The 24,540-nt window shown below is 74.2% G+C and carries 23 protein-coding genes; 11 read left to right on the forward strand and 12 right to left on the reverse strand.

Going from position 1 to position 24,540, the window contains the following annotated elements; genetic code table 11:
* Nucleotides 1-97: 97 nt before the first annotated feature.
* Both BL253_RS22875 and BL253_RS22880 read right to left on the reverse strand, forming a co-directional pair.
* Nucleotides 98-1,006: an ABC transporter ATP-binding protein gene (locus tag BL253_RS22875; RefSeq protein ID WP_076819187.1), complete on the reverse strand. Its 909-nt coding sequence runs from the start codon at nucleotides 1,004-1,006 to the stop codon at nucleotides 98-100.
* On the reverse strand, nucleotides 979-1,875 hold the full coding sequence (locus BL253_RS22880; RefSeq protein ID WP_076819188.1) for an ABC transporter permease: 897 nt from the start codon (nucleotides 1,873-1,875) through the stop codon (nucleotides 979-981). The genes BL253_RS22875 and BL253_RS22880 overlap by 28 nt, the downstream gene beginning before the upstream one ends.
* 39 nt (nucleotides 1,876-1,914) lie before the next feature.
* Between BL253_RS22880 and BL253_RS43955 the strand changes: the two genes are divergently transcribed.
* The gene (locus BL253_RS43955; RefSeq protein ID WP_241835030.1) at nucleotides 1,915-2,106 is read left to right on the forward strand and encodes a hypothetical protein; all 192 of its coding nucleotides are present in this window, start codon (nucleotides 1,915-1,917) and stop codon (nucleotides 2,104-2,106) included.
* A 159-nt stretch (nucleotides 2,107-2,265) separates the two neighbouring features.
* Here the strand turns inward: BL253_RS43955 and BL253_RS43960 are convergent, their stop codons facing one another.
* The 5 genes from BL253_RS43960 to BL253_RS22900 form a co-directional block, all read right to left on the reverse strand.
* Nucleotides 2,266-2,892 (reverse strand): ABC transporter substrate-binding protein, encoded by a 627-nt coding sequence (locus BL253_RS43960; RefSeq protein WP_241835031.1) that lies wholly within the window; start codon nucleotides 2,890-2,892, stop codon nucleotides 2,266-2,268.
* 179 nt (nucleotides 2,893-3,071) lie between these two features.
* Nucleotides 3,072-4,037, reverse strand: coding sequence for a TauD/TfdA dioxygenase family protein (locus tag BL253_RS22890; protein WP_076819189.1), 966 nt, complete (start codon nucleotides 4,035-4,037; stop codon nucleotides 3,072-3,074).
* A 670-nt stretch (nucleotides 4,038-4,707) separates the two neighbouring features.
* Nucleotides 4,708-6,153, reverse strand: coding sequence for an ROK family protein (locus tag BL253_RS22895; RefSeq protein ID WP_076819190.1), 1,446 nt, complete (start codon nucleotides 6,151-6,153; stop codon nucleotides 4,708-4,710).
* Nucleotides 6,154-6,327: 174 nt separating this feature from the next.
* Entirely contained in the window at nucleotides 6,328-6,414 is an 87-nt protein-coding gene (locus tag BL253_RS45485) for a putative leader peptide (protein WP_420801706.1), read from the reverse strand.
* A 218-nt stretch (nucleotides 6,415-6,632) separates the two neighbouring features.
* Nucleotides 6,633-7,592 (reverse strand): glycoside hydrolase family protein, encoded by a 960-nt coding sequence (locus tag BL253_RS22900; RefSeq protein ID WP_076819191.1) that lies wholly within the window; start codon nucleotides 7,590-7,592, stop codon nucleotides 6,633-6,635.
* Nucleotides 7,593-7,800: 208 nt separating this feature from the next.
* Here BL253_RS22900 and BL253_RS22905 point away from each other — a divergent pair, with 208 nt between their 5' ends.
* Together BL253_RS22905 and BL253_RS22910 are read left to right on the forward strand one after the other, a co-directional pair.
* Nucleotides 7,801-8,745 carry a sulfotransferase family protein gene (locus tag BL253_RS22905; protein ID WP_076819192.1) on the forward strand — a complete coding sequence of 315 codons (945 nt, stop codon included), beginning with the start codon at nucleotides 7,801-7,803 and terminating at the stop codon, nucleotides 8,743-8,745.
* A gap of 43 nt (nucleotides 8,746-8,788) precedes the next feature.
* Nucleotides 8,789-9,292, forward strand: a complete 504-nt coding sequence (locus BL253_RS22910; RefSeq protein WP_081438591.1) for a universal stress protein — start codon at nucleotides 8,789-8,791, stop codon at nucleotides 9,290-9,292.
* Nucleotides 9,293-9,357: 65 nt separating this feature from the next.
* Here the strand turns inward: BL253_RS22910 and BL253_RS22915 are convergent, their stop codons facing one another.
* A complete protein-coding gene (locus BL253_RS22915) occupies nucleotides 9,358-9,930 on the reverse strand; it encodes a DUF308 domain-containing protein (protein ID WP_076819193.1) in 573 nt (190 codons plus the stop codon).
* 233 nt (nucleotides 9,931-10,163) lie between these two features.
* Between BL253_RS22915 and BL253_RS22920 the strand changes: the two genes are divergently transcribed.
* Nucleotides 10,164-10,793, forward strand: coding sequence for a TetR/AcrR family transcriptional regulator (locus tag BL253_RS22920; protein WP_076819194.1), 630 nt, complete (start codon nucleotides 10,164-10,166; stop codon nucleotides 10,791-10,793).
* Nucleotides 10,794-10,843: 50 nt separating this feature from the next.
* Here BL253_RS22920 and BL253_RS22925 read toward each other — a convergent pair whose 3' ends face one another.
* Nucleotides 10,844-12,217, reverse strand: coding sequence for a flavin-containing monooxygenase (locus BL253_RS22925; RefSeq protein ID WP_198946368.1), 1,374 nt, complete (start codon nucleotides 12,215-12,217; stop codon nucleotides 10,844-10,846).
* Between the two features lie 432 nt (nucleotides 12,218-12,649).
* Here BL253_RS22925 and BL253_RS22930 point away from each other — a divergent pair, with 432 nt between their 5' ends.
* Nucleotides 12,650-13,384 (forward strand): SDR family NAD(P)-dependent oxidoreductase, encoded by a 735-nt coding sequence (locus BL253_RS22930; protein ID WP_076819196.1) that lies wholly within the window; start codon nucleotides 12,650-12,652, stop codon nucleotides 13,382-13,384.
* Nucleotides 13,385-13,449: 65 nt separating this feature from the next.
* Here BL253_RS22930 and BL253_RS22935 read toward each other — a convergent pair whose 3' ends face one another.
* Nucleotides 13,450-14,247 carry an enoyl-CoA hydratase/isomerase family protein gene (locus BL253_RS22935; RefSeq protein WP_241835032.1) on the reverse strand — a complete coding sequence of 266 codons (798 nt, stop codon included), beginning with the start codon at nucleotides 14,245-14,247 and terminating at the stop codon, nucleotides 13,450-13,452.
* Between the two features lie 101 nt (nucleotides 14,248-14,348).
* Nucleotides 14,349-16,238 carry a general stress protein gene (locus tag BL253_RS39495; protein WP_131831551.1) on the reverse strand — a complete coding sequence of 630 codons (1,890 nt, stop codon included), beginning with the start codon at nucleotides 16,236-16,238 and terminating at the stop codon, nucleotides 14,349-14,351.
* Nucleotides 16,239-16,645: 407 nt separating this feature from the next.
* Here BL253_RS39495 and BL253_RS22945 point away from each other — a divergent pair, with 407 nt between their 5' ends.
* From BL253_RS22945 to BL253_RS22970, 6 genes are all read left to right on the forward strand, one after another.
* Entirely contained in the window at nucleotides 16,646-17,764 is a 1,119-nt protein-coding gene (locus tag BL253_RS22945; protein WP_076819198.1) for an ADP-ribosylglycohydrolase family protein, read from the forward strand.
* Nucleotides 17,765-17,991: 227 nt separating this feature from the next.
* Nucleotides 17,992-18,963 carry an alpha/beta fold hydrolase gene (locus tag BL253_RS42395; protein ID WP_076819199.1) on the forward strand — a complete coding sequence of 324 codons (972 nt, stop codon included), beginning with the start codon at nucleotides 17,992-17,994 and terminating at the stop codon, nucleotides 18,961-18,963.
* Between the two features lie 178 nt (nucleotides 18,964-19,141).
* Entirely contained in the window at nucleotides 19,142-20,827 is a 1,686-nt protein-coding gene (locus BL253_RS22955; RefSeq protein ID WP_076819200.1) for a WD40 repeat domain-containing protein, read from the forward strand.
* A gap of 350 nt (nucleotides 20,828-21,177) precedes the next feature.
* Nucleotides 21,178-22,143 (forward strand): AfsR/SARP family transcriptional regulator, encoded by a 966-nt coding sequence (locus BL253_RS43965; RefSeq protein ID WP_076819201.1) that lies wholly within the window; start codon nucleotides 21,178-21,180, stop codon nucleotides 22,141-22,143.
* A 121-nt stretch (nucleotides 22,144-22,264) separates the two neighbouring features.
* A complete protein-coding gene (locus BL253_RS22965; RefSeq protein ID WP_076819202.1) occupies nucleotides 22,265-23,107 on the forward strand; it encodes an AzlC family ABC transporter permease in 843 nt (280 codons plus the stop codon).
* Nucleotides 23,104-23,418: an AzlD domain-containing protein gene (locus BL253_RS22970; RefSeq protein WP_076819203.1), complete on the forward strand. Its 315-nt coding sequence runs from the start codon at nucleotides 23,104-23,106 to the stop codon at nucleotides 23,416-23,418. Before BL253_RS22965 ends, BL253_RS22970 begins: the two co-directional genes overlap by 4 nt.
* A 553-nt stretch (nucleotides 23,419-23,971) precedes the next feature.
* Here the strand turns inward: BL253_RS22970 and BL253_RS22975 are convergent.
* Nucleotides 23,972-24,478 carry a hypothetical protein gene (locus tag BL253_RS22975; RefSeq protein ID WP_076819204.1) on the reverse strand — a complete coding sequence of 169 codons (507 nt, stop codon included), beginning with the start codon at nucleotides 24,476-24,478 and terminating at the stop codon, nucleotides 23,972-23,974.
* Nucleotides 24,479-24,540 lie beyond the last annotated feature (62 nt).

The following is a 24,540-nucleotide window of genomic DNA, read 5'->3' on the forward strand; positions in this document are numbered from 1 at the left end:
GTCGGTTCCGCGGGACGGGTTGATCGTCGGTTCCGCGGGACGGGTCGCCGAGGGGCGTCCGCCGGGGGAGGTGCTGGCGGGCGCCCCTCGGGCACGGTCAGTGGGTGCCTTCGGCGAGGTCGTCGACGCCGAGCTCGGCCAGCAGACGGGAGCGCAGCGCGGCGAACGCCGGGTCGGCGCGCAGCCGCGGCGACGCGACGTCGACCGGCAGATCGAGCGACAGCCGGCCGTCGGTGAGGACCAGCACGCGGTCAGCCAGCAGGATCGCCTCGTCGACGTCGTGGGTGACGAACAGGACGGCGGGGCGGTGACGGCGGCACAGCTCCCGCAGCAGAGAGTGCATCCGGATGCGGGTCAGGGCGTCCAGCGCGCCGAACGGCTCGTCGAGCAGAACCAGGTCCGGCTCGCGCACCAGCGCCCTGGCGAGCGCGACCCGCTGTGCCTCGCCGCCGGACAGCGTCACCGGCCAGGCCTGTTCGCGACCCGCGAGGCCCACCTCGGCGAGCGCCGCCCGGCCGCGCGCCGCGACGTCCCTGCCGGGCAGGCCGAGGGTGACGTTGCCGAGCGCCCGGGTCCAGGGCAGCAGCCGCGCCTCCTGGAAGACCACGGAGCGCCGCGTCGCCGCGAGTACGTCGCCCTCGATGCCGGTGTCAAACCCGCCGAGGACGCGCAGCAGCGTGCTCTTGCCCGAGCCGCTGCGCCCGAGCAGGGCGACGAACTCGCCGGCGGCGACCGTCAGGTCCAGGCCGTCGAGCACGACGCGCTCGCCGAACGCCCGGCGCAGGCCGCGCACCCGCACCGCGGCGCCGCCGGAGCCTTCCGCGGCGACTCGGGCTGTCCCAGCTGTCCTGGCTGTCCCGGCCGCCCCAGCCGTCCCGGCGGCCCGGACGACGCCGGCGGTCTCCGCGGTCCGGGCGGTCCCGGGGGCCCGGGCGGCGTCCACGGCCTCGTCCCGCGTGCGGGTCAGCGTCGTTGTGTTCAGGTTCCGGTGAAGCCGCGTCGCCATGACAACAGGCTCCTTTCCAGTACGCGGACGATGCCGTCGCAGAGCAGGCCGAGAATGCCGTAGATCACCAGGCAGAGAATGATGATGTCGGTGCGGTTCCAGCCCTGGGCGCTGGTGAGGAGGTATCCGACTCCGCGGTCGGTGTTGACCTGCTCGGCGAAGACCAGCAGCAGCCAGGCGACGCCGAGGGACCAGCGCAGGCCGATGAGGAACCCAGGCAACGCGCCGGGAATGATGACCCGGCGGATCAGTCCCAGTCGGCCCAGCCCGAACGTCCGGCCGGCCTCCACGAGCTTGACGTCGACGCCGCGGATGCCCGCGAACGTGTTCATGTAGACCGGGAAGACTACGCCGGCCGCGATCAGGAAGATCTTGGCTGACTCGCCGATGCCGATCCAGACGATGATCAGCGGCAACAGGGCGATGATGGGAATGGTCCGCAGGAAGTTCATCGAGGAGTCGACGATGTGCTCGCCGGCGCGGAAGAAGCCGGCGAGGACCGCGAGGACCAGACCGACGGCGACCCCGAACAGCACGCCCCAGCCGACCCGGACGAGCGAGATCGAGAGGTTGTCCCACAGCTCCCCGTCGCCAGCCAGATCCCCGAAGACGCGGGCGACCGCGAGCGGCGAGGCGAGTACCCGGCCGCCGACGAGGCCGGTGCCGGTGATCGCCCACCACACCGCGAACAGCGCCGCCGGGCCCGTGAGCCGGCGGACCCAGCCGGGAACCGACAGCCGGCTGCCATGCGAACGCCGCCCGCCGGTCGGGTCCGCGAGCTGGAGGGTGGTCGCCGCGGCCGGACCGGCGTTCCCAGGGCTGGCGTCCACCAAGGTGACATCAGCCGGGCCCAGCTGGGTGGTTGTCATACCGTCAGCCCGGCGCCGGTGAACTTCCCGGCGAGTTCGGTGTTGAAGGCCGCGTCGATCTCGTCGCTGATCTTCAGGGTCTTCGGAAGCTGGCCGGCGCCGATCAGCAGGTCGGCCTGCTTCTGCTGGAACTGCGTGAAGTCGTCGGTGACCGGCGCGTACTGGGTGGCCGGCAGGCCGTCGAAGTACTTCCGGCTGGTGGTCGGGTCCTGCTTGAGCAGCTGGACGTAGTACGCCTGGACCCAGGCGTCCGGGTGCGCCTTCGGCCAGGTCGACGCGCGGGAGAGCCGGACGAGGAAGTCCTCGATCGCCGCCCGCCTCGTCGGGTCCTTCAGCGCGGACTTCGCGGCGAGGATGACGGAGTACTGCGGCAGTGGCGTCGTCCTGATCTCACCGGGCCCCGGTGCCGGTGAGCGCGCCGCCGTACTGAGTGACGTAGACGACGGCGTCCACCTGGCCGGAGGAGAACGTCGACACGAGGCTCGCGACGGGGACGTTCACCAGCGTGACGTCCTTCTCGGTGAGCCCGGCCGCGTCGAGCTGCTGGAGCAGGTAGCCGTGCAGCGACGTGCCGACGGTGACGGCGATCTTCTTGCCCCTGAGGTCGGCGGGCGCCTGGATGCCGGAGTCCTTGCGCGCGTAGATCGTCTGCGTGTTGGTTGGCGACTTGGCGATGGCCACCGCCGTGACGTCCGCGGAGGATGCGTTCGCGAACAGCGTGGGCGTGTCACCCATGAAACCGACGTCGAGCCGGTTCGCGCTGAACGCCGCGTTCATGTGTGGCCCGTCGGCGAAGGTGTTGAAACCGAGGCCGTACGGCGTTCCCTTGTTCTGCCCGGACAGGGTGAGCTGCAGTTCCAGGGTCTTTCCCTGGTCGCCGATCCGCAGCGTGGTCCTGTCGCCGGACGAAGAATCGGGCGAGGATTCCCCACCACCGCAGGCGGCGACGCCCACCGCCAGCAGGGCCGCGACGGCGGCGAGAGAGAACAGCCGTCCACGCGGCCGTCGGTGCTGCATCGGATTCTCCATCCAGAGAAGGACTGACGCCGTCGGGCGTCAGCGTCGGGCGTCAGCGGATCGGCGCGCGGCGGCACCGCGCGCGTCCGGGGCGTGGACGCGCGCGGCGCCGCCATGCTCCGGAACGGGCCACGGCCAGTTCCGGAGGCGCGGTTCGGGGAAGGTGCTACCGGGGTCGCTCAGCCGGCGAGGAACGGCTGGCCGGCGACGAGCTCGGACGGGCGGCCGTCGACGCCCACCGGGACGTCGCCCTCGAGCGTGACCCGGTAGAGCACCCGGTCGAACTCGGTGATGTCCACGTCGGACGGGCCGAGATGCGCGGTCGCCCGGTTGTCCCAGAACGCGATGTCGCCCGGGCTCCACCGGAACCGGACGGTGTACTCCGGCCGGGAGATCTGCTCGTAGAACAGGTCCAGGATCGCGCGGCTCTGGCGCGGCCCGAAGTCGATGATCTCGTTGTCGCGGCTGGTGAAGCTCGGGCTGACGAACAGCGCGCGCTCGCCCGTCTCGGGGTGCACCCGGACGACCGGGTGGATCGCCACCAGCGGGTTCGCCTTGACCTTCTTGCCGTACTCGCTGCCCTCGAAGATCGGCTGGCCGAAGCTGTGCTTCGCCCGCAGCCCGTCAGCCAGGCGCTGGAGCGGTTCCGGCAGCCCCTCGTAGGCGGCGACGAGGTTGGTCCACTGCGTGTCGCCACCGTAGGGTGGCACGATCTCGGCGCGCAGGATGGAGCCCGCCGGCGGGTTCACCAGCGCGGTGACGTCGGTGTGCCAGCCGTTGTCGTAGGTGACCTTGAACTTCTTCTTGAGGTCCTTGACCTCCGCCTGGCCGAACAGCCTGTTGTAGCGGCGGCTGTCGATCGGCAGGATCTCCGGGAATCCCTCCGGTGGTGCGTCCTCGTGCGGGTGCGCCGGCGTGAGCTTGCCGAACCGCCGGCCGAACGCGATCTGCTGGGCGTGGTCGATGTGCTGGTCGCGGAAGAAGACCACCTTCCAGCGGTGCAGCGCCGCCCGGATCTCGGCCACGGCGGCGTCGTCGAGCTCCTCGCGCAGGTCGACGCCGTGGATCTCGGCGCCGATGTTCCCGGCCACCGGCCGGACGTCGATGCCCAGGTCGGTGGGCGCGCTCGTTGTCGGGCTTGTCATGTTCGGGTGTATCCCTTCGGAGGATGGAGCGCCGCCGGATGGCGGCACCGAGGGCGGCCGGCGGGAGATCCCGCGGGCCGGAGGACTCCAGATGGGGCGGCTCACCGGTGGGAGGGCTTTTCGGTCATGGCGCATCGCCCATGCCTTTCGCCGGGCGCGCGGCCGCGCAGGGGGCCGGCTGGTGAAAGGACATCGGCTGGGTGAAAGGGCGTCGGCCCACGGGGGAACGGCCGCGAGAAGAATCCGCGCGCGAGCGCCGGGCCGGGAGGTCAGGGCCGGTGAGAAACGGCGGCGTTGTTCGCGGCAGGTCCCGGGCTCGGAGAGCCGGGCGCGTGTATGTCGCCGTCCCTCAGCGTGGCCGGCGGTTGCGGCCGCGCGCCACGGCCGGAAATGGCGTGGTGTTCCGGCCTGTGTCTCTCAGGCCGCGAACGTCCTGGGACGAAATCGCGAGGACCGCGCGGCGGGCCCACATGCCCGCGGCCTGGTCACCAGACGGTGGACCGATTCATCCCAAAGGCTGGCCATGATATCCACCGCCTTTCTTGAATTCCGTCCGGAGTGTCGTCGCCGTGGTGTCCGGCGGATTTATCGTCCCGCGCCCCGCGAGCGGGGTCAACGGTTTCCGACTTGATGGAAGTAATACCGCCGGCCCGTCCGTCGTGTTTGTCCGTCACCGGCCGGCCGCGGTCGCCGGCAGCGCGCCCCGCGACGGTCGGGGAGCGATGGCGCGGCCCGGGCCGGCGCCCGTGCCCTGGGCCGGAAGCGTTCGTGCCAGCGGCGCGCGGACGCTGCGCGGGCTGCGGTGCACCGCGGCGAGGATGCCGGCGGCGGCGGCGACGGCGAGCACGCCCGGCCCGAAGCTGCTCGGCCGCACCACCCGCTCCGGCGCCGAGCGGGCTCGTGAGTGTGCCGCGACCTCGGCCTGCACCTCGGTGATCAGCTCGGGCAGCTGGAGCGTCGCGAGCTCCGTGACGACGAGAACCTCCGGGTCGATCATGTCGATCAGCAGCGCCGCGAGCCGGCCGACGAGGCGCAGCCGGGCGCGCAGCAGCGCCACGGCGGCGGGCTCGCGCGCGGCGACGGCCGCGGCCAGCAGGCGGATGTCGGGCCGGGGGATCACGCCCTCGGCGACGGCCCTCGCCAGCCACACGCCCTCGGACAGCGTGGCCTGGGCGCATCCCGTGCCGCCGCACGCGCACTGTTCGGTGGCACCGGGGATGCGCAGGTGCGCCACCCCGCCCGCCGCCGATCGCTGGCCGCGCAGCACAGTGCCCTCCAGGGCGATCGCGGCGTCGACCACATGGCCCGCGAACAGGTGCACGAGGCCGCGGCGCGCCCGCGGGTCGCCGAAGAGGATCTCCGCCTGGGCGAGCGCGCGGGCGTGCCCCTCGACGTGCACCGGCAGGCCGGTCGCCGCCCGCAGCGGTGCCGCCACCGGCACGTCACGCCAGCCGAGCGGCGCGTGCTCGAGAATGATCCCACCGCGCGCGTCGACCAGGCCGCCGCTGACCACCCCCACCCCCAGCAGGCCGCCTTCCGGCAGCGTCGCGTCGCGGCCGCCGCCATCGCCGCCGTCGCCAAGGTGGCGGCCGAGGCTCAGCTGGGCGCGCTGGTGGCGGTGGACGAAGTCCGGCAGATGCCGGCCGATCAGCGCGAGCACCCGGGCCGGGTCGCCGTCGTGGTCGACCTCCTCCTGGGCCACGACCCGCCCGCGCAGGTCGACGAGGCCGAACGTCAGCATCGGCACCGCGATGTGCACGCCGCAGGCGAGGTGGCTCGCGGTGTCGACGTCGACGGGGACGTGTGGGCGTCCGGCCCTGGGGGCCGCCCGCTGGGCGTCGGGCAGCTCCCGGAGCAGGCCCAGCGAGATCAGGTCGGCGGTCTGCCGTGACACGGCGGCCGGGCTGAGCCCGGTCCACTGTCCGATGGCGGCGCGGGCGAGTGGGCCATGGTCGAGAGCGGCGCGCAGGACGGCCGCCGCCGAGCCGCCGGGGCGGGCCGGGTCAGCCTCGGCGAGGGCGGTGGCGTCCACCGCGGTGACCCGGACGGCCCGGCGGCCGAGATCGGGGGGATGCTGGCCCGCCACGAACGGGCGAGCCGGGGAATGCGTGGGCACGGGGGCCTCCTGTGCGGCGGGAGTCGCGGGTTCCGCGGTGGTCGCGCGATGTGGGCGGACCTCGGCCAGCGGAGGGGTGACACGGCGGGGTGCGGACGTGTCGAGGCGTTCTCGCCGTCGTGGCCGATGCGGGCTTGTCCGGAGAGGCGTCCGCGGGGTCGCGGCGCCAGGCGGTCAGCGGCCGGGCCGACACAGGGCGCTGGCGACGCGCCGGAGGTCGATGTGCGCGCGGCTCACCAGCAGCAGGAGGCGGGCACGCATGCAGGCGACGCTAAGGACCGCCACCAGTGATGTCAACTAAGCCGGTAGAGATAGGCGATTATTGTCGTGGCGTGACCTGGTAGCGACCTGGCCGTGACAGGGGAATGGCGTGGGTGTGGCTGTCGTCCCGAGCCCTTGCTCGTTCGGATTCCAGTGCACGGCTGGCGATCAAGGCCGGGCGTGGTGGTGCCGCCGGGCCAGCCGTCGCTGACGCGGTACTAGCCGGCGCTCGCCGCCGGGCCGGACGCGTCGAGGAGCTCGGTGCGCAGCTCGTGCGCGCCGTCGGGCCGGCTCGCCTCGTAGTAGATCCGGCTGGCGCCGCCGGGCAGGTCGACGACGCTGAGGTAGCGCAACGCGCCGTCGCCGTGGGGGGCGCTCGCGTGCGCCACCGTCCCGACCGCGTCGAACCGGGCGAAGCCGGCCTCCGCCGGGGCCGCGGTGGCGACGCCGGTGCGCTCACACCAGTTCTCGGCGGCGCTGGCGCGGCCGTCGTAGAGGGCGACCGGCGGGGTGTGGCCGGGGAGAACCGCGGTGATCCGCACGCCGCGGGCGTCCCAGTGACCGGACCGGGGCGCGAGGGCGACGCCGTGCCAGGTCCAGGTCACGCCGTCCGCGCTGGTCGCGTACCGGCTCTCCATCCGGTCGGTGGCGTCCGGGTCGTCGAGCAGGTGGCAGGAGGCCCACAGATGCCAGCGGCCGTCGTGCCAGAGCACCACCGGGTCCTTGACGGCGGTGTGCTCGTCGCCGGGCAGCACGGTACGCCGCTCCGCCGGGTCGAAGCTGGCCGGGTCGCCGGCCTCCAGCAGGTCGATCCACCAGTGCGGGCTGCCAGGGGTGGCGCAGCTGACGTAGAGGCGCCAGCGGCCCTCGGGCGTGTGGACGAGCGCGGGGCGCTCCAGCGACTCGGCGCCGAACGGCTCGCGGCCGATGCGCGCGATCTCGGTGAACCGCTCGCCGTCCGTCGACGAGGCGATCACGACGCCGAAGCCGCGACCCTCGCCCACCGGGCGACGCAGGCGGTAGGCCAGGTAGTAGGTRCCGTCCACGAGCAGCGCGCTGGGCGCGCCCACCCAGTTGCCCGGGCCGTCCCCCTCGGGGGCCACGACGGTGACCGCCGGCTCCCAGCGGGGAAGGGGGAGGAAGGACGTCTGATCGGGGACCGGTGAGGTGATCGGCACCCGTCGTACTCTACCGGCGCGCTACATCTTCATTACTTTCCCGGTCGGGAACGTGTATGGGTGGTTATTCTGCGGGTACACCGCATCTGTCCCGCCGGCAGCCGCCGCTCCGGTCCTGGGTGCGGCACACCGGTCGCCATCGCGTCCGCCGGCCGGGCTCTCCCATGACTGGCCGCCGCCCGGCCCCGCGTCAGGAGCGAGACCGACGATGCCTCTTCCCGACTTCCTCGTGATCGGCGTGCCCAAGGCCGGGACCACGGCGCTGCACGCGGCGCTGGCCCGGCACCCCGACCTGTTCCTGCCCGCGGTGAAGGAGCCGAAGTTCTTCCTCTCCGAGGGCCCGCCCCCGGCGCGCGGCGGGCCGGGGGACGCTCAGACCTACCAGGAGCACGTGTGGCGGCGCGCCGACTACGAGGCGCTGTTCGCCCCCGCGCCGGCGCACGCGCTGCTCGGCGAGGCGACGCCGTTCTACCTGTACGACCTGGACGCCCAGAACCGGATCAAGCGGCTGCTGCCGAAGGCTCGCCTGGTCGTGCTGCTGCGCAACCCGGTGGACCGGGCGCACTCGAACTGGACCCACCTGTGGGCCGCCGGCCTTGAGCCCGAACGCGACTTCGTCCGGGCCTGCGCGCTGGAGGAGCCCCGGCGCGAGGCCGGCTGGGCGCATTTCTGGCATTACGTCTCCCAGGGCCACTACGGCGCGCAGCTCGCCCACCTGTTCGGCCTGTTCTCCCGCGACCAGATCCTGCTGCTGCGCTACCGCGACCTGCGCGAGGACCCGGTCCCCACGCTGGACCGGGTCTGCGAGTTCCTCGGGGTACGGCCCGGCCTGCTCGACGTGGTGCCGTCGCAGAACGTCACCCCGTTCGTCGCCGACACCCAGGTGAACGCCGCGCTGCGAGCGGCGCTGCGCACCGGTGGACGGATCGGCCACCATTTCCCCGTGCCGGTCCGGCAGGTGTTCCGCGGCCCGCTGCTCACCGCGCTGCAACGGCGCAAGGGTGGGCGCCGACCGCTCAGCCCCGCCGAGCGCAAGGCGGTGCTGCCGTACTTCGTCGACGACATCGCGCTGCTCGAGGAGGTCACCGGGCTCTCCTACGACGACTGGCGCACCGCCGGCCTCGAACCGGACGTCATCGACGACGGCGGCTGACCGCCGCCCGCCGTCTACCGCCGCGGTGGAGCAGACTGGACAGGTGGACGTGGAGGACGGCACAGGTGTCCTGTCGGTCGAGCGGTTCGGGCCGGTGTGGAACCCGGGTCCGTTCGAGCTGGGTACCGACGGGCCGGGCACGGTCGTGGTCGGCGTCGACGGGTCGCGCACCGCGCTGCGGGCCGCCTCGTACGCGGCCGGGGTCGCCCGCCGCCAGCGGGCACGGCTGATCGTCGTCTACGTGACCATGGCACCCGGGTGGGAGTCGATGGCGCCGATGGCGGCCGGCGCCGTCCAGCAGGCCGCCGCCGACGTGGCCGCCGAGATCCGGGACGTCGTCGCCCACCGCGCGCAGGAGCTGGGGCTGTCGACCACCCTCGTCGTCCGCCTCGGTGATCCGCTCGACGCGCTGCGCCGCACCGCCGACGAGGTACACGCCGACATGGTCGTCGTCGGCGCCTCCGAAGGCGCCGGCCACCGCATCATCGGCTCCCTCGCCACCCGCCTCGTCCGCACCGGCCGCTGGCCGGTGACCGTCGTCCCCTGATCCGTAGTGATCAACCGGCGATGGCGTCGAACACGCTGCCGACCCTGGTGGTGCGGTCGGTGATGTCAGTTCCTCCCACCGGTGCTCCGGCTGGCGTTCCGTCCAAGGCGCAGCGCGGAGACGAGGAAGAAGACGCCGCCGAGCAGAGCGTAGCCGGCCAGGTTTTTGAGCGAGGCGTCCGAGGTGGCGGCCTGCGCGAAGAACGAGATCCCGGCGAGCGTGGAGATGGTGCCGCTGGCGATCATCGCCCACTGGCCTCCGAGCTTGCGTCGCCGCAGAGCGACGATGAGCTGGACCAGGCCCGCCACGACGGCCCAGACCCCCCATACCCGCAGGACCGCCGGAATGCCGGAGACGGCCGCGAAGACCAGTCCAACGGCTGCGATCGCACTGATCGCGATGTTGACGTGAAGGCCCCGTGCGGACCGGCTCGCTCGGGAGGAGCGGGCGTCGACGATGGCTGCGCCCGCGTCGAACAGGGGGTAGAGCACGAGCAGGGTCGCGCTCACCGGCCCGATGCTCGACGCGGTCGAGAAAAGCGCGACAGCCCAGATCAGAGCGAATCCGAAACGAACGAAGTAGAGCCGACGAAGCGTGGGCGCGACAGTGGCAGCGACAGGGGCGGTAGTCGTGGTCATGGCAGTTCCATTCCAAAGAAGGCCGTTGAATCTGGATCCCCCGGCGTTCGGCGAGTCCAGGCTGGCGGCTGCCTCGCCGTGCGGCGGGCCGTTCCCGCCGCCGGTTGGTCGTGTCTCGGCTCGGCACGCCGCCTCCAGGTAGAAAGACCGTTCTCTCTCTTGCGACAGCGCCGAGCCTGGCACACGGGGCCGACGGTTGCAAGACCGACCGTTCTTTCTGTTACCGTTGGCTCATGGCAGCGCCGACTCGCTCCGCGCCCGGCGGCCCGAACGGCGGCCCGGGGGGGCACGGGCGGTCCGAGGCCCGGGAACGACTGCTGGCCACGGCCAGCAAGCTGTTCTACGGCGAGGGAATCCGGGCGGTCGGGGTCGAGCGGATCCTCGCCGAGGCCCCGGCCACGCGAGCGACGTTCTACCGGCACTTCCCCTCGAAGGAAGACCTCGTGCTCGCCTACCTGCGCGGCGTCGACACCCAGATCCGCGCCGCCGTCGAAGCGGCCATCGAGACCGCGCCATCGCCGGCCGACGCGCTGCGCGCGGTCGGCACCGCCGTCGCCGACGACCTGGCCAGGCCGGAGTTCCGTGGGTGTGCTTTCCTCAAGGCCGCCGCCGAGTACCCCGACCCGGACGACCCGGTGCGCAAGGTGGTCCTCGATCACCGAGCCTGGTATGTGACCATGCTCGCCGAGCTGTTCACCCAGGTCTTCGAGACCTCACCGCGGCGCCCCGATCCACAGCACGCCGCACGGCACTTCGTCATGATGCGCGACGGCGCGATGACCGGCGCCCACCTCGACGGCGTCGACAGTGTCGGTGCCGCTTTCCACCGCGGCGTCGAGGGCCTGCTCACCGTCCTGCACTGAACGTCCGCACAGCATGCATCTCGGCAGAGTCGGCGTTACCGCGGCGGTCGTCAGCGACGGGGCACCCCGTCCATCCGCCCGCCGACGCGCTGCCAGGGGATCTGGCCGAGGCAGAGGTGGGTCACCACCGCGCGGGCGTCGTGGCGGACGCCGTCGAGGAAATGCGAGTTGCGCCGGGCGAGGAACGGCAGGCCGACGACGTAGAGGCCCGGCCGGGGCGTGACTCCGCCGCGCTGGCGGATACGCCCCGCGGCGTCGCGCACCTCCGGGACCTGGAGCCACGGGTAGGGGTGGCGGTAGCCGGTCGCCCAGACGACGGTGCCGATGCCGGCCGCGTTCAGGTCGAGGCCCGTCGGCGCCGGCGGCGTGACGACGGGACGGAACGGCTCCGGGGCGGTGAGCTCGGTGGTGAGGCCGGTGCCGCGCACGTTCCTCTCGATCTGCTCGAGGATCCCGCGCATCCGCGCGTCGGCGGCGCCGGTCGTGTCCGCGAGGTCGTCGGCGAACTCGACGCGGTGACCGCTCGCGGCGCGCAGCCGCCCGACCAGGCGCACGCCGGCGTCGGCGAGCAGGGCCAGGTCGAGGTCGCGGCCGGCGACGAGCTGCGACGACGGCTCACGGCGGGCCGCCTCCGTGTCCGGCAGGTCCTCGACGCTCCGGTCGAGGGTGCCGAGCCGGTCCAGCCACCACCAGATGTCCATGCCCCGGTAGGCACGGGGCAGCCGGCGGTGCTCGCCGACGCTGATCGTGACCTGCCGGCCGGCCCGGGCAGCGTCCTCGGCGACCTGCAGTCCGGACGACGACGCGCCCACGACGAGCACCCCGCCGGCGGGCAGGCCGCTCGCGCCTCGGTAGTCGGCGGCGTGCAGCTGGTGGACGCCGCCGAGGGCGCCGGCGAGCCGCTCCGGTACCGCGGGCTCGTCGCACGCCCCCGCCGCGACGACGATGCTGCGGGCGTGGAAGCCGCCCCGGTCGGTGGAAACCACGAACCGGGCGGTGGGCCCGCGCCGCGCCGCGGCGGCGCCGCCCGCCCGGCGAGCGCCGGTCGTGCCTGCCAGGCCCGCCGGGAAGCCGGCCGCGCAGCGGGCGCCCGCGCCGGGCGCGAGGGTGACGGACTCGACGGTCGTGCCCGGCCGGACGGGCGCGTCGAAGGACGCCGCGTAGTCCTCGAGGTAGCCGACGAGCTCCGGGAAGGCGCGGAACCCGTCGGGGTCGTCGCCCCGGTAGGACCAGAACGGCAGCCGGCTCATCCAGTTCGGGGTGAGCAGCCGCTGCGCCTGCCAGCGTTCCCGCCAGCGCTGCCCGACCGCGCCCCGGTCGAGCACGACATGCTCCCGCCCGGCGGAGGCCAGGCAGCGGCTCACCGCGAGGCCGGCCTGCCCGGCGCCGATCACCACCGTGTCGATGGTCTCCATGGGGCTCATGTCCTCTCTCCACCTCCGCGGCCCGGCGCCGCCGTCGGGGCGGCGCCGGCCAGGCCCCCGTCGGGGAGCGGCATGGTGCGGGGGCCTGGCCGGCGCCAGGACGGCCGTGCCGCCGGGGGAGGGCGGCACGGCCGGGTCTGGGGAGCGGCCGATGTGGTGGTCGGTCCGGCCGGGCTGGCAGGGCCTGACCGGTGTGCTCGTGCTGACGAGGGAAAAGCTAGGAACCCCGCCTTCCCCGAACCTTCCACCGCCGCGTCGCCCACCTGACATCGCGCCGTGTCCGCCGGCCGCGCGGCGGGCTTTCGGCTGCGCGCCGGATGGGGGGTCTGGTAGGCACGGTCACGCGGGCGTCCCGGGCGGCCGCCGCGCTTGGGCGCGGCCGGCACGGGGCGGACCGGTGACCGGCGAGGGTGCCGGAGGAGGGCGGGCGGCGTGGGGGTACTGGACGGCAGGGTCGCGATCGTCACGGGGGCGGCGCGAGGGCAGGGACTCGCGGAGGCGGAACGGTTCGTCGCCGAGGGGGCGAGCGTCGTGCTCGTTGACCGGCTCGGCGAGCAGGGGAAGGCGGCGGCGGACGGGCTCGGTACCGCCGCCCGGTTCGTGGGCGGCGACGTCGCCGCCGAGCAGACCTGGGCACAGGCCGTGGACGTCGCGACCGCCGAGTTCGGCGGCCTCGACATCCTGGTGAACAACGCGGGGATCATGGTCAGCCGCGGCCTGGTCGACACCGACGAGGCGACCTTCCGTGACGTGCTGGACACGAACCTCGTCGGCGCGTTCCTCGGGATCCGCGCCGTCGTCCCGGCGATGCGGGCCCGCGGCGGCGGCGCGATCGTGAACACGTCGTCCGCGGCGGGGATCAAGGCGATCCCGATGGGCTCGGCGTACGTCGCCTCCAAGTTCGGTCTGCGTGGCCTGTCCAGGGCGGCGGCGCTGGAGCTCGGGCGGGACCGGATCCGGGTCAACTGCGTCTGCCCCGGCCTGGTCCGCACCGAGATGGCCGCCGACCTGCTGCGCTACCACGAACGGGAGGCGCTCTCCCGCATCCCGCTCGGCTTCGCCGCCGAGGCGACGGACGTGGCCGACCTCGTCCTTTTCCTGGTCAGCGACGCCTCCCGTGCCATCACCGGAGGCGAGTACCTCATCGACGGCGGCGCGATCGCCTGAGCGCCGCGGCTCCGCCGGCCGCCGCGCCCGGCCCTGGCCTCGGGACCCCGGGCTCGCTGCCCCGGCTATTCGGCGTGGTCGGCCTGGATCTGGTCGCGGCGTTGGGCCATGCGGTCGCGGACGCTGTCGGCGCCGTCGCCGGTGAGGAGGGCCAGGTAGCGGGCCGACTCGCCGGTGATGTAGTCGCCCAGGGGGAGGCGCTCCGCCTCGACGAGATTGCGCTTCATCTCGCGGATCGCCTCGGGGCGCCGGCCCGCGAGCTGGGTGACGAGGCCGTCCAGCTCCCGCTGGAACGACTCCGCCGGCCACACGCGGCTGACGAAGCCGTACTCGCGGGCCTGCTCCGCGTCGATCTTGGGAGCGAGGAACAGCAGCTCCCGGGCGCGCGTCGCGCCGACGCTGCGCGGCAGCGTCCAGGCCAGGCCCAGCTCGCCGGGCAGCCCGACCGGGAGGAACGCCGTGGCGAAGCGGGCGGACGCGGCGGCGACCCGCACGTCGCACGCCGCCGCCCAGGCGAACCCGGCGCCCGCGCAGGCACCGTTGATCGCCGCGACGGTCAGTGCCGGCATCTCGTGCAGCAGGCGGGCCGACTGGTACGTCTCCGGGTCGGGCAGCCGCCGCGCCGCCTGGCCGTCCTCGGCGGCGGCGCGCAGGTCCGCGCCAGGGCAGAACGCGTCCCCGTTGCCGGTCAGCACCAGCACGCTGACCGTGTCCAGCGCCGCGAGCTCCGACAGCGCCCCGTACATCTCGACCGCCATCTCGGTGGTGACGCTGTTGCGCTGCCGCGGCCGGTTGAACCGCACCCAGGCGACAGGCCCGTCGACCGAGACGTCCAGGGTCTCCCACCGCGTCACGCCACCCACAGAGAACCACCTCAGCCGCGTCGCCGACATCCGCCCAGCGAGAACGTGCTTACCAGACAGCCGGCCGGAGGTGCGGTGTGGCGCGGTGACGTGAGGCCGGGTCAGGGGTGCCGGAAGGAGATCGCGTCCTTGCGGACGGCGCCGGTGACCGGGAAGCCACCAAGGACCAGGGTGCTCCTGGCTCGTTCGGCGAGCTCAGAGTCGACCAGCAGGTCGTAGCTGTCCGCGCGGTAGACGTGGCTGTGCATCACCCGCTGGCGGCGCCCACCGGCGAACACCCACGTCAGCAGACCGGCGAACAGGCCGAGCAGGGCGCCGAAGAACAGACCCCACAGCGCGAGCGAGAAGGCCGCCCGCAGCGGCGTCACCCAGTCCAGCAGCCCGAAGACCAGGCCGACCACCGCGCCGGCCACCGCCCAGCCCCCGACAAGGCGCAGCGTCGAGTCCCGCCAGGACATCCGCCCGATCGTCTCCACACTGGTCAGGCCGCGGCCGACGATGGCCGTCCGCTCGACCGGGAAACGCGCGTCAGCCAGGTGGTCGACCGCCCGTTCGGCCTGGTCGTGGGTCTGGTAGGACGCGACCACCTGCTGCGGCGGGAACCGCCAGCTCAGCTCCTGGCCCGGCGCCGTCCCGGGCGCGGTCCGTGCCCGGTCCGCCCCGGCCCCGGCCTCGGCCCCGGTCTCGGTCTCGGTCTCGGTCTCGACCGGGGCGTTCCCGCCGACGGCTAACCGCGCCTGACCACCGTCCTCCCGGCCGACGTCGCGGGCGGACCGCGCGTCGCGGCGCTCCGCCGGGCCCTGACTGGAGGCGGAGCGGGTCTCCCGGCGCTTGCCGGCCGGCTTGGCGCCAGGAGCGGGGCGGGCCGGGCGCGCGGCGGGGCCGGCGGGCCGGTTCGCCTCGGCGCGGGCCGCCTCGTCGCGCCTGGCCTCGGCCGCCAGGAACTCCTGGTAGCGGTCCCGATCGAACGCGAGCCGCTCGCCGCGTTCCCGCCCCAGGCCGCTGGCCCGGCCGGCGAACGCCTCCTCGTCGGCGGACCACTGGCCGTCCGCCTGCTCGGTGCCCGCGGCGTCGTCGGTGCTCTCAACATCACCGAAGCTCCGGGCGTCACCGAAGTCTCTGGCGTCGCCGAAGCGCTCGACGTCACCGAGGTGCTCGACGGGAGCCTCGAACACCTCGAAACCAGCCGCGGGCCGCTGCCCGGCCGGCGGGGCCGGCGCGGGCAGGAACGACTCGACGTCCGCGGCCGACCCCACCCGCTCCTCGGCTGTTCGGGCCGGCTCGCCCGGGACGTACCGCGCGCCGGCCGCCCGGCCGATGCGCTCGCCGGCCGGTGGCGACGGCTTCCGCCAGAAGGCTCCGGTGCCAGCCGCCTGGGCCGCGCGGTCCGCGGCGGGAGCGGACGGCCCGTCACTCTGACCCGTGCTCGTGGGCTGTACGCGGCTCGTGACGGCCGGCCGGGCCTCGTTCAGCGAGCCGTGGCTCGTCGGGGTGAGGTCCGGGGACTCGTCGACGTCGCCGGACCGGAAGACGCGATCGCCCCGGTCGATGCCTCCAGGTGACACCGAACCTCCGTGCGACAGCGAATCTCCGTGCGACAGCGAATCTCCGTGCGACAGCGAATCTCCGTGCGACAGCGAATCTCCGGGCGGCACCATGCTCGCCGCCCCGGCCCGGTGATCCTCGCGACGCCCTCGCTCGTCGGGAACGCCGCGGTCCTCCGGATGCCGGAACTCGGCCGGATAGTCCAGCTCGTCCTGGTACCCGCGTTCGAGGTATGCGCGTTCGTCCTGGTGCTCGCCGTCCTCGGCGCGGACCCCGCGCTCCTGACGACCGCCTTCGTGCCCATGGGCGGGTTCCTCCCGCACGATCCGGTCCTCGAGGTAGCCGCGGTCGTCAGGGGACTGGTCTCGCCCGCGGTCGTCCTGGTCGTAGTCCTGTTCGTGCCCGCGCCGTGGCTCACGCAGTCCCAGGAACTCGCGCCAACCCATCGCCACCACCTCTCCTCGGGCCGCTTCTGCCGCCTCGCCGGGGGCGGGYCGGCCCGCCGCTCCGGTGGGCGAGGTCACTCGGTGGCCTCCCCCGGACACCCACAGTCAACCAGTCGGTGGGGAAGGAGGCGTTCCGGCGAGGCGCGGTCCTCAAAGCCCTGGAAGTCGCCTCCCGTTGATCGGACCCGGCGGCCCCGAGGGTGTATACGGCATGTCCGCCTATGAACCCGTGAGCAGCCGCCGGGTCCGGTCACCGCGGGGGCGGGGAGATTGGCGTGGTCTCGCTGCCACCGGAGTGCTGGATTGTCGGTGTCGCTACCTACGCTTGGATCGCGCGTGTTCGCGGGCTCGGTCACGGCCGTCCGAGCCGGGCGCGCGGTCGCAGGGGCGGTGGAGGGGGAATCGCGGTGTTGTCCTACCGGGACCGGGTGAGGGGCTGCCTGCTTGGCGGCGCGGTGGGCGACGCGCTCGGCGCCGGCATCGAGTTCCTGTCGCTCGACGAGATCCGGCGCGCGCACGGGCCCGCCGGGGTCACCGGCCTGACCGAGGCCTACGGCGTGTTCGCGCCCATCACCGACGACACCCAGATGACGCTGTTCACCGCGGAGGGGCTCATCCGCGCGTCGGTGCGCGGGCGCTCCCGCGGGATCTGCCATCCGCCGACCGTGCTGTGGCAGGCCTACCAGCGCTGGCTGGTGACGCAGCGGATGAACAAGCCGCCGGCGGAGGTGAGCGGCTGGCTCGCGGCGCAGCCGGTGCTCTACGCCAGCCGCGCGCCCGGCAACGCCTGCCTGTCCGGCCTGTCCGCGCCGAAGATGGGCACCCCCGAGAGCCCGGCCAACCCGGACAGCAAGGGCTGCGGCACCGTGATGCGCTCGGCGCCGTTCGGCCTGCTGCGCCGCGAGCCGGAGGACGCCTGGTCGCTCGCCGTCGAGTGCGCGGTGCTCACCCATGGCCACCCGTCCGGCTACCTCGCCGCCGGTGCCTTCGCCTGGATCGTCGCCGAGGTGCTGGAGGGTGCCTCGGTGCTCGCCGCCGCGACGTCGGCGCTGCGCCGGGTCGAGGACGAGCCGGTGGGCCATGAGGTCGCGCGGGCGCTGCGGGCGGCGCTCGGCGCGGCCGGGGAGATCGCGGCCGACGGCGCGGGCTCGGCGGGGCGGCCCGCCGAGCCCGCGGTCATGGCCGGGCGGGTGGAGACGCTCGGCGCGGGCTGGGTCGCGGAGGAGGCGCTGGCCATCGCCGTCTTCTGTGCCGTCACCGCGGCGGACGACCCGCGTGCCGCGCTCCTCGCCGCCGTCAACCACTCGGGCGACAGCGACTCCACCGGCGCGATCTGCGGCAACCTCGTCGGCGCGGCCCTCGGCGAGTACGCGCTGCCGGTCGACTGGCTCGACGAGCTCGAAGGCCACGACCTGGTCCGCGAGGTCGCCGACGACCTGGTCCGTGAGGTCACCGGCAGTGCCGAGGTCGCCGATCCCTGGGGAGGCGCGACCACGGAGTGGGCCGCCCGCTACCCCGGCGGCTGAGGCGACGGACGGTCGAGGCCCTCACCGTCGAGATGACTCGTCATGCCGGCCCGTCAACTACTGTCCGCCACCGCGTTCCACCCGACTTCTTCTCCTGGCATCCGGGTATTCCTGACGGTGACCTCCGCGGGTGCCTGCTTCTTTCTCTTTCCCGCTGACACTGGGTCTCCTTGACGCTGAAAGCGGTCTCGGCGCGGCGACACCGCGGCCGGGGAGGAGATGCGGCCATGAGCGGGGACGAGGCCGGAGAGCGGCTGGTGCGTGGTTCGGGCGTGGACGCGGCGTGGTGGGCCCAGCAGTGCCGGGACCTGCCCTGGGGCTGGCGCGTCCGGGAGTCCGAGTGGGGGCGGCGCGACATCCCGGACCCGCTGCTGCCGTGGCGTGACGAGGTCCGCGCCGTGCGCGCGCCGGACGCGCTCATGCGGGCACTCCTGTTCGGCGGGGCGTCGAACGCCGCCGCCGATCCGGTCCTGTTCGTGCCCGGCTGGTCGTCGACGCCCTACAGCTGGCGCAAGACCCTGCCGGCGCTCGCGGCGCGCCACCGCACCTGGTACGTCGAGACCCGGGAGAAGGCGTCGTCCCGGCTGCGCCCCGGTGACCAGCTGACGGTCGCCGACATGGCGGCGGACGTCGCCGAGCTCGCCCGCCAGACGGTCGCCCCGACCGGTCGTTACGGCGTCATCGCCGCCTCGACCGGCGCGGTCCTGGCGTTGCACGCGCACCCGCTGCTCGATCCGCCGCCCGCCTGGATCATCCTGCTGCTGCCGCACGTCGCCGCGCCGGTCCCGTCCGCGGCGCGGGTGCTCTGGCCCTGCCCGCCGTCGGTGCTGGAGATCCTGCGCTGGGTGATGCTGCCGGGGGCGAGGTATGTGCACCGCCGCCGCAGGGCGAACGGGCTGGGTGGGTTCTACCGGGTCCTGCGGACCGCCGACCCGGGCAAACTGCGGCAGTCGCTGCTCACCTGGCAGGCCTACCCGGGGCTCGACCTGGACGTGCTCGCGGCGGTTCGCTGTCCCTGCCTGGTGATCGGGGCGTCCCGCGACCGGCTGCACCCGGCCGCCGCCGCGCGGCTCATCGCCGACCGGCTGCCGCGAGGGGTCTTCGTCGACGGCCGGACGACCGCCTGGGGACACGGCCTCGAGATGGTCGCCACGGCGATGTCGTGGATCGGGGCGACCGGTCGCGGCGCGGGTCGGTAGTACCTGCCGACGGCTCTGCCCGCGGCTCGGCTCGGGCCTTTCCAGGATGCGGGCCTGACCGATATGTCGGGCCTTGGCCGGGTCGTGCACATCAGGGCGATGCGGTACCGTCGCACGGAAATGACCATGCGTCGCGACGGACGCCTGGCCCGCCGGCCAGTAGCAGGGAGACGAGCTGATGGCCGACGTGCCCGCGAACACGCCCTTCGACCCGGACGAGACGATCGTCCGGCCTGGGCCTGGGCCTGGGCCAGGGCCAGGGCCTGGGGCGGCGGCCCCGTTCGGCGCGCACGAGGAGCCGGCGGCCGACCCGGACGCGACGATCGTGCAGCGCGCGCCGGAGGCGCACCCGGCGTCGTCCGAGGAAGCGACCATCAGCCCGGACGGGCCGATCGCCCAGCCCCAGCCCCAGCCTGGGCCTGGGCCTGGGGTGACGGGCGCGTTCGCGGCACATGAGGAGCCGGCGACCGGCCTGGCGCCGGACCGCTCGTGGACCACGCCGTATGACCTCGCCGCCGGCTGGCCGCCGGCGGCGTCACCGCCGACACCGACGCCCACCCCACCGCCGGTTCCGAACCCTCCGCCCGCGCGGCCGGCGCCGCCCTACGGCTGGGCAGGCGGAGGTCCCGAGCCCTGGCGGAACCAAGCCGCGCCCGCCGGGTACCCGCCGCGGGGCTATCCCGCGGCGCCGGGCTATCCGACGGCTCCCGGATACCCCCTGGCGCCGGGGGAGCCCGCGGCGCGACCGTTTAGGGCACGGTTCGGCCGGTGGGGGTTCGTCCTGCTCGTCCTCGCCGTGTGCGTCCTGCTCGGCGCCGCCGCGACCGGCATCACCATCCTCGCCAGCCGCGACAAGAAGGGACCGACGACCGCGCAGGCGCTCATCGTCGCCCCGCCGGCCCTGGTCGCGCAGCTTCCCGCCGACCCGGACAGGGCCAGGACGGTGTACGGGCTGGCGTTCTCCTCCGACGGCAGGCGCCTCGCCGTCGCCGATGGCGGGACGAGAATCGACTACGCCGGCCAGGCGGCCCTGCGCCAGTGGCGGGTGAAGGGCGGCGCCGCCCCGGTCCAGATCGGCCGGTCGACGATCGCCCGCCCCGACTGGTGGGGCATCGCCTTCGCCCCCGACCTGAAGACGGCGACGGTGGGCGGCTCCGACGCCGTCCTGCTGGACATCCGCGATCCCGCGCGGATGACCGCCCTCAGCGAGCCGTTCGGCCAGCATGCCGGCCTGGGCCACCTCGCCGGCTTCTCGCCCGACGGCGACACCCTCGCGATCGCGAACCCGGACGGCACCCTGCGGCTGTGGGACGTCAGCGACGACACCGCCCCGAAGCCCATCGGGGGACCGTTCGGCGGTGACGGCGACGCGGAGATGCTGGGTCTCGACTTCTCGCCCGACGGGCGCACCCTCGCGGTGTCCGACTCGGACAGCCTGGTCCACCTGTGGGACATCTCCGACCGCGCCCACCCGGTGGCTCTCGGCCAGCCGTTGACCGGCCATGTGAGCGGGGTGTGGGGCGTCGCGTTCGCTCCCGACGGGAAGACCCTCGCGACCGCCGGCGGGGACCGGACCATCCGCCTCTGGGATGTCACCGACCTCGCCAGCCCGCGGCCGCTCGGCCCGCCGCTCACCGGCCACGCCGACGGCGTGCTGGCCGTCGGCTTCTCGCCCGACGGCACGGTGCTCGCCAGTCATGGGTCGGACAACGTCGTCCACCTCTGGAACGTCGCGGATCCAGCCCACCCGTCGGCGCTCGGCCAGCCCCTGAAGGACCAGTGGGGCGCGAGGTTCTCGCCGGACGGGAACCTCCTCGCCACGGTCGGGACCGACCAGTCCGTCCGCCTCTGGCGGCTGCGCTGACCCCTGAGCCGCCTGTCGCCCCCGTCCGGGGGTGCCGGTGGTCACCAACGGGATCCGGCGGGTCCCGCCCGATCTGGCGGACGGCGCGTCCAGGTGTCGAATCTGGTCGCGGCACCTCAGGCCGGGCGCACCGTTCCGCGGGATTCCGCCAGGAGTCGCCTGGCCGGCGTTCTGACCGGACGCGCCGGCCAGCGCGCTGACGCCTATGTGACACCGCGGGTACAGGGGCCGTACTGGTCGCGGGCCGTCGGCTGGCCGGAGTCTTGAACTCGGACGGCGGGCGGCGGACGGCGGGCGGGCGGCGGGCGCGAAAGCCGGCGGGCGACCCGCGTCGAGGCGGAGGACGGGCGATGGCGACGACAGGCACGAACCCGCGTGGCCCGGGCCTGGCGGCCGGGGAAGGGACGCATCCCGGGCGGGCCGTCGAGATCCAGCTGCTCGGGGAGTTCGGTGTCCTGGTGGCCGCGGCGCCCGTCGCCGAGCGGTCGAAGGGGGCCTCCGCGCCGGGCGTCACCGCCCACGAGACCGCCCGGCGGCACCGCCTCGTGCCCGTGCCGGAGACCGCCTGGTGCCGGCGGCACGCGACGTCGCTGGTGAAGCTGCTGGCGCTCGCGCCGACGCGGCGGCTGCACCGGGAGGTGGTCCTCGACGCCCTGTGGCCCGACCTGTCACTGGCCGAGGCGGTGCCGCGGCTGCACAAGTGCGCCCACTATGCCCGCCGGGCGCTCGGCGGCGCCGACGCCGTCGTGCTGCGAGGCAACGTCGTCGCCCTGTGCCCCGGCTGGGACGTGACCGTGGATGCCGAGGTGTTCCGACGGGCCGGCATGCGCGCGCTCGCCGGCCTCACCCGCCCCGGTCCCGGCGTCGGCGGCACCGGTCCCGGTGTGGGCGGCACCGGCGAGATCGCCAACGGCGGCGGAGACGCGGACTGGGCGGTCAGCCTGTCCGGCCGCGTCGTCAGCCTCGACCGCTGGGTCGACAAGGCGTCCGCCGGGCGCGCGGCCGACGCCTACCGGGGGCCGCTGCTGCCCGAGGACGCCCACGAACCGTGGACCGAACCGGACCGCGACCAGCTGCGGCAGCTCTACCTGCGCATGCTGCGGGCGGCCGGGCGCTGGGAGCGGCTGCTGCTCGAGGACCCGGCCGACGAACGTGCCCACCTGGCGATCATGCGCCGGCACGCGGCCCGCGGCGAGCGCGTCGAGGTGCTGCGCCAGTTCGACCGGCTGGCCGCGGTGCTGCACCGCGAGTTCGGCGCCACTCCCTGCGAGGACGCGCTGATCCTACGAGCCGCCGTCCTCTGCGCGTCCGCCTGAGCGGACCGGCGAGAAGGCCGAGCGGCCAGACCGAGGCTCGACAGACTCGGCAGAAGGCCAGACCGAGGCTCGACAGAACCGAGGCTCGACAGAACCGAGGCTCGACAGAAAGGACGGGAACGTGGACAGCGCCTGGTGCGGCCGGGAGGCCCGCGCCGAGGCCGGAGCCGGCGCGCGCGCGATGCTGCCGTGGCTGGCCGGCATCGGGCCGTTCGGATTCGTCATCGGCGTGAGTGCGGCCCGCGCCGGCATCCCGCCGCTCGCGGCCTGGCTCACCGGGCCGCTCATCTTCGCCGGCAGTGCCCAGGTGGCCGCGCTGGCGCTGCTCGGCGCCGGGGCCGCCGGCGCGGTCGTCGTCGTGACCGTGCTCGCGATCAACGCGCGGCTGGTGCTCTACTCGGCGGCGATGGCCCCGTACTGGCGCGGCTCGCCGCGGTGGTGGCGGGCGTTGGCCGCCTACCTCATCGTCGAGCCGTCGCTCGCGGTCGGGCTCGACCGCTACCGCCGCTCGTCGCAGGACGACCGACAGCCCGCCCACCTCTATTACCTGGGCGGCGGGCTGGTTCTCTGGGCCGGCTGGCTCGCGACGATCGCCCTGGGGCAGGTCGTCGGCACGCGGGTACCAGCCGGGCTGCACCTGGAGTTCGTCGTCCCGCTGTTCCTCGTCGGGGACCTGGTGCCGCGGCTGTCGGCGCGAGCCGCGGGCTGGGCGGCGGTCGCGGCGGCGGCCGTCGCGCTCGCCGCCCGGCCGGCACCGGCGCAGACCGGCATCATGCTCGCGATCCTCGTCGGCGTCACGGTCGGCCTGCGTGCCTCCGGCGACGCCGACCTGGTTCCCGTTTCTGACACCGTTCCCACGCCGGTTTCCGAGTCCGTTCCCGAGTCCGTTCCCGAGTCGCTTCCTGACCTCGTTTCCGACCCGGTTCCCGCGCCGGCAGGCGCCCGGTCACGGGATGCACGATGACCGTCTGGCTTGTCATCGTGGCMGCCGGTCTCGGCAGCTACCTGCTGCGGATCAGCATGGTCGTCCTCCTCGGCCGGGTCGGGACCCCGGCGGTGCTGGAGCGCTCCAAAACATTCGTCGTACCCGCCGCGTTCGCGGCGCTCGCCGCGACGAGCCTCGCCGGTCAGGCCGAGGCGAACCTCGCGGGCCTGCTCCCGCCGCTCGCCGCCATCGCCGCCGCGGCCCTGGCCGCCCACCGCACCGGCCGCCCCTACACCGCGATTCTCGCCGGCATGCCCGTGTTCTGGGCGCTCACCGCCCTCCTCGCCTAACACCTCTCCGTGGATCTTGTCGAGGGAGCGGCTCCCACTGATCCACCAGACGCGATACCCAGCGCGCGATCACCCGTCCTCGACGGGCGAGGCTCGACACATGGTCGCAAGGTGGGTACCGGAGGCGGCGCACCAGATCCCCTTTGTCCGATTACGCGCACCCGGCTCGAGAACAAGATGCGGTCCGCCTCCCGGACCGGTCGGAGACCACCAGTGGGGTGCGCCGATCGAACGTCGACACCCAGCCAACGAAGATCCACCGGAAGCGGTCCAGCACACCACCAGCCGAGGGCGCTCCAGCGCCCGACGGCGTTCCGCGGGGCGGGTGATCTCGGCGTTCCGCGGGGCGGGTGATCTCGGCGTTCCGCGGGGCGGGTGATCTCGGCGTTCCGCGGGGCGGGTGATCTCGGCGTTCCGCGGGGCGGGTGATCTCGGCGTTCCGCGGGGCGGGTGATCTCGGCGTTCCGCGGGGCGGGTGATCTCGGCGTTCCGCGGGGCGGGTGATCTCGGCGTTCCGCGGGGCGGGTGATCTCGGCGTTCCGCGGGGCGGGTCCTAGAAGCCGTCGGGCCATCCGCCGCGGTGCAGGACCATGGGATGCCAGGGCAGCTCCGAGGCCGGGTCCACGAGCAGGCGTCGGGTCCGCGCGAGGTAGGGCCTCTCGCCGCGCCAACAGCCTTCGGGCGGGACGAGTCCTTCGGCCAGCGCGTCGCGTCGCGACACGACCGCGTCCAGGGCCGCGCGCAGTGGCTGATCCAGGCTTTGGGCGGTGCGCGCGTGGTAGTCGTCGAGCGCGCCACGACCGTCGGGCGTCAGCGCGATCGAGCCTTCGGGGCGCTGCTCCGTCAGCCCCGCCCGGGTCAGGTAGCGAGTGGCCATCGCGATCGCTTCTTTCGACACGCCGGATGCCGCTGGCAGGTCGCGGACGCGCGCGGTGCCGTCGCCGACGACGCGGAGCACGTTGGCCGCGATCGGCAGGGACGCAGCGGAGCCGCGTTCGTGCTCGAGCGTGCGGCCGCCGATGTTGCACGCGGCGTGCGCCCTGGACCGGAGGACGCCCACGGCGACGCCTCGTCGTCGACGCACCTCAGCCCGTTCGCCCACATCGCGAGGGAGATCCGGAA

This window comes from Pseudofrankia asymbiotica (assembly GCF_001983105.1).
GTDB lineage: Bacteria > Actinomycetota > Actinomycetes > Frankiales > Frankiaceae > Pseudofrankia > Pseudofrankia asymbiotica.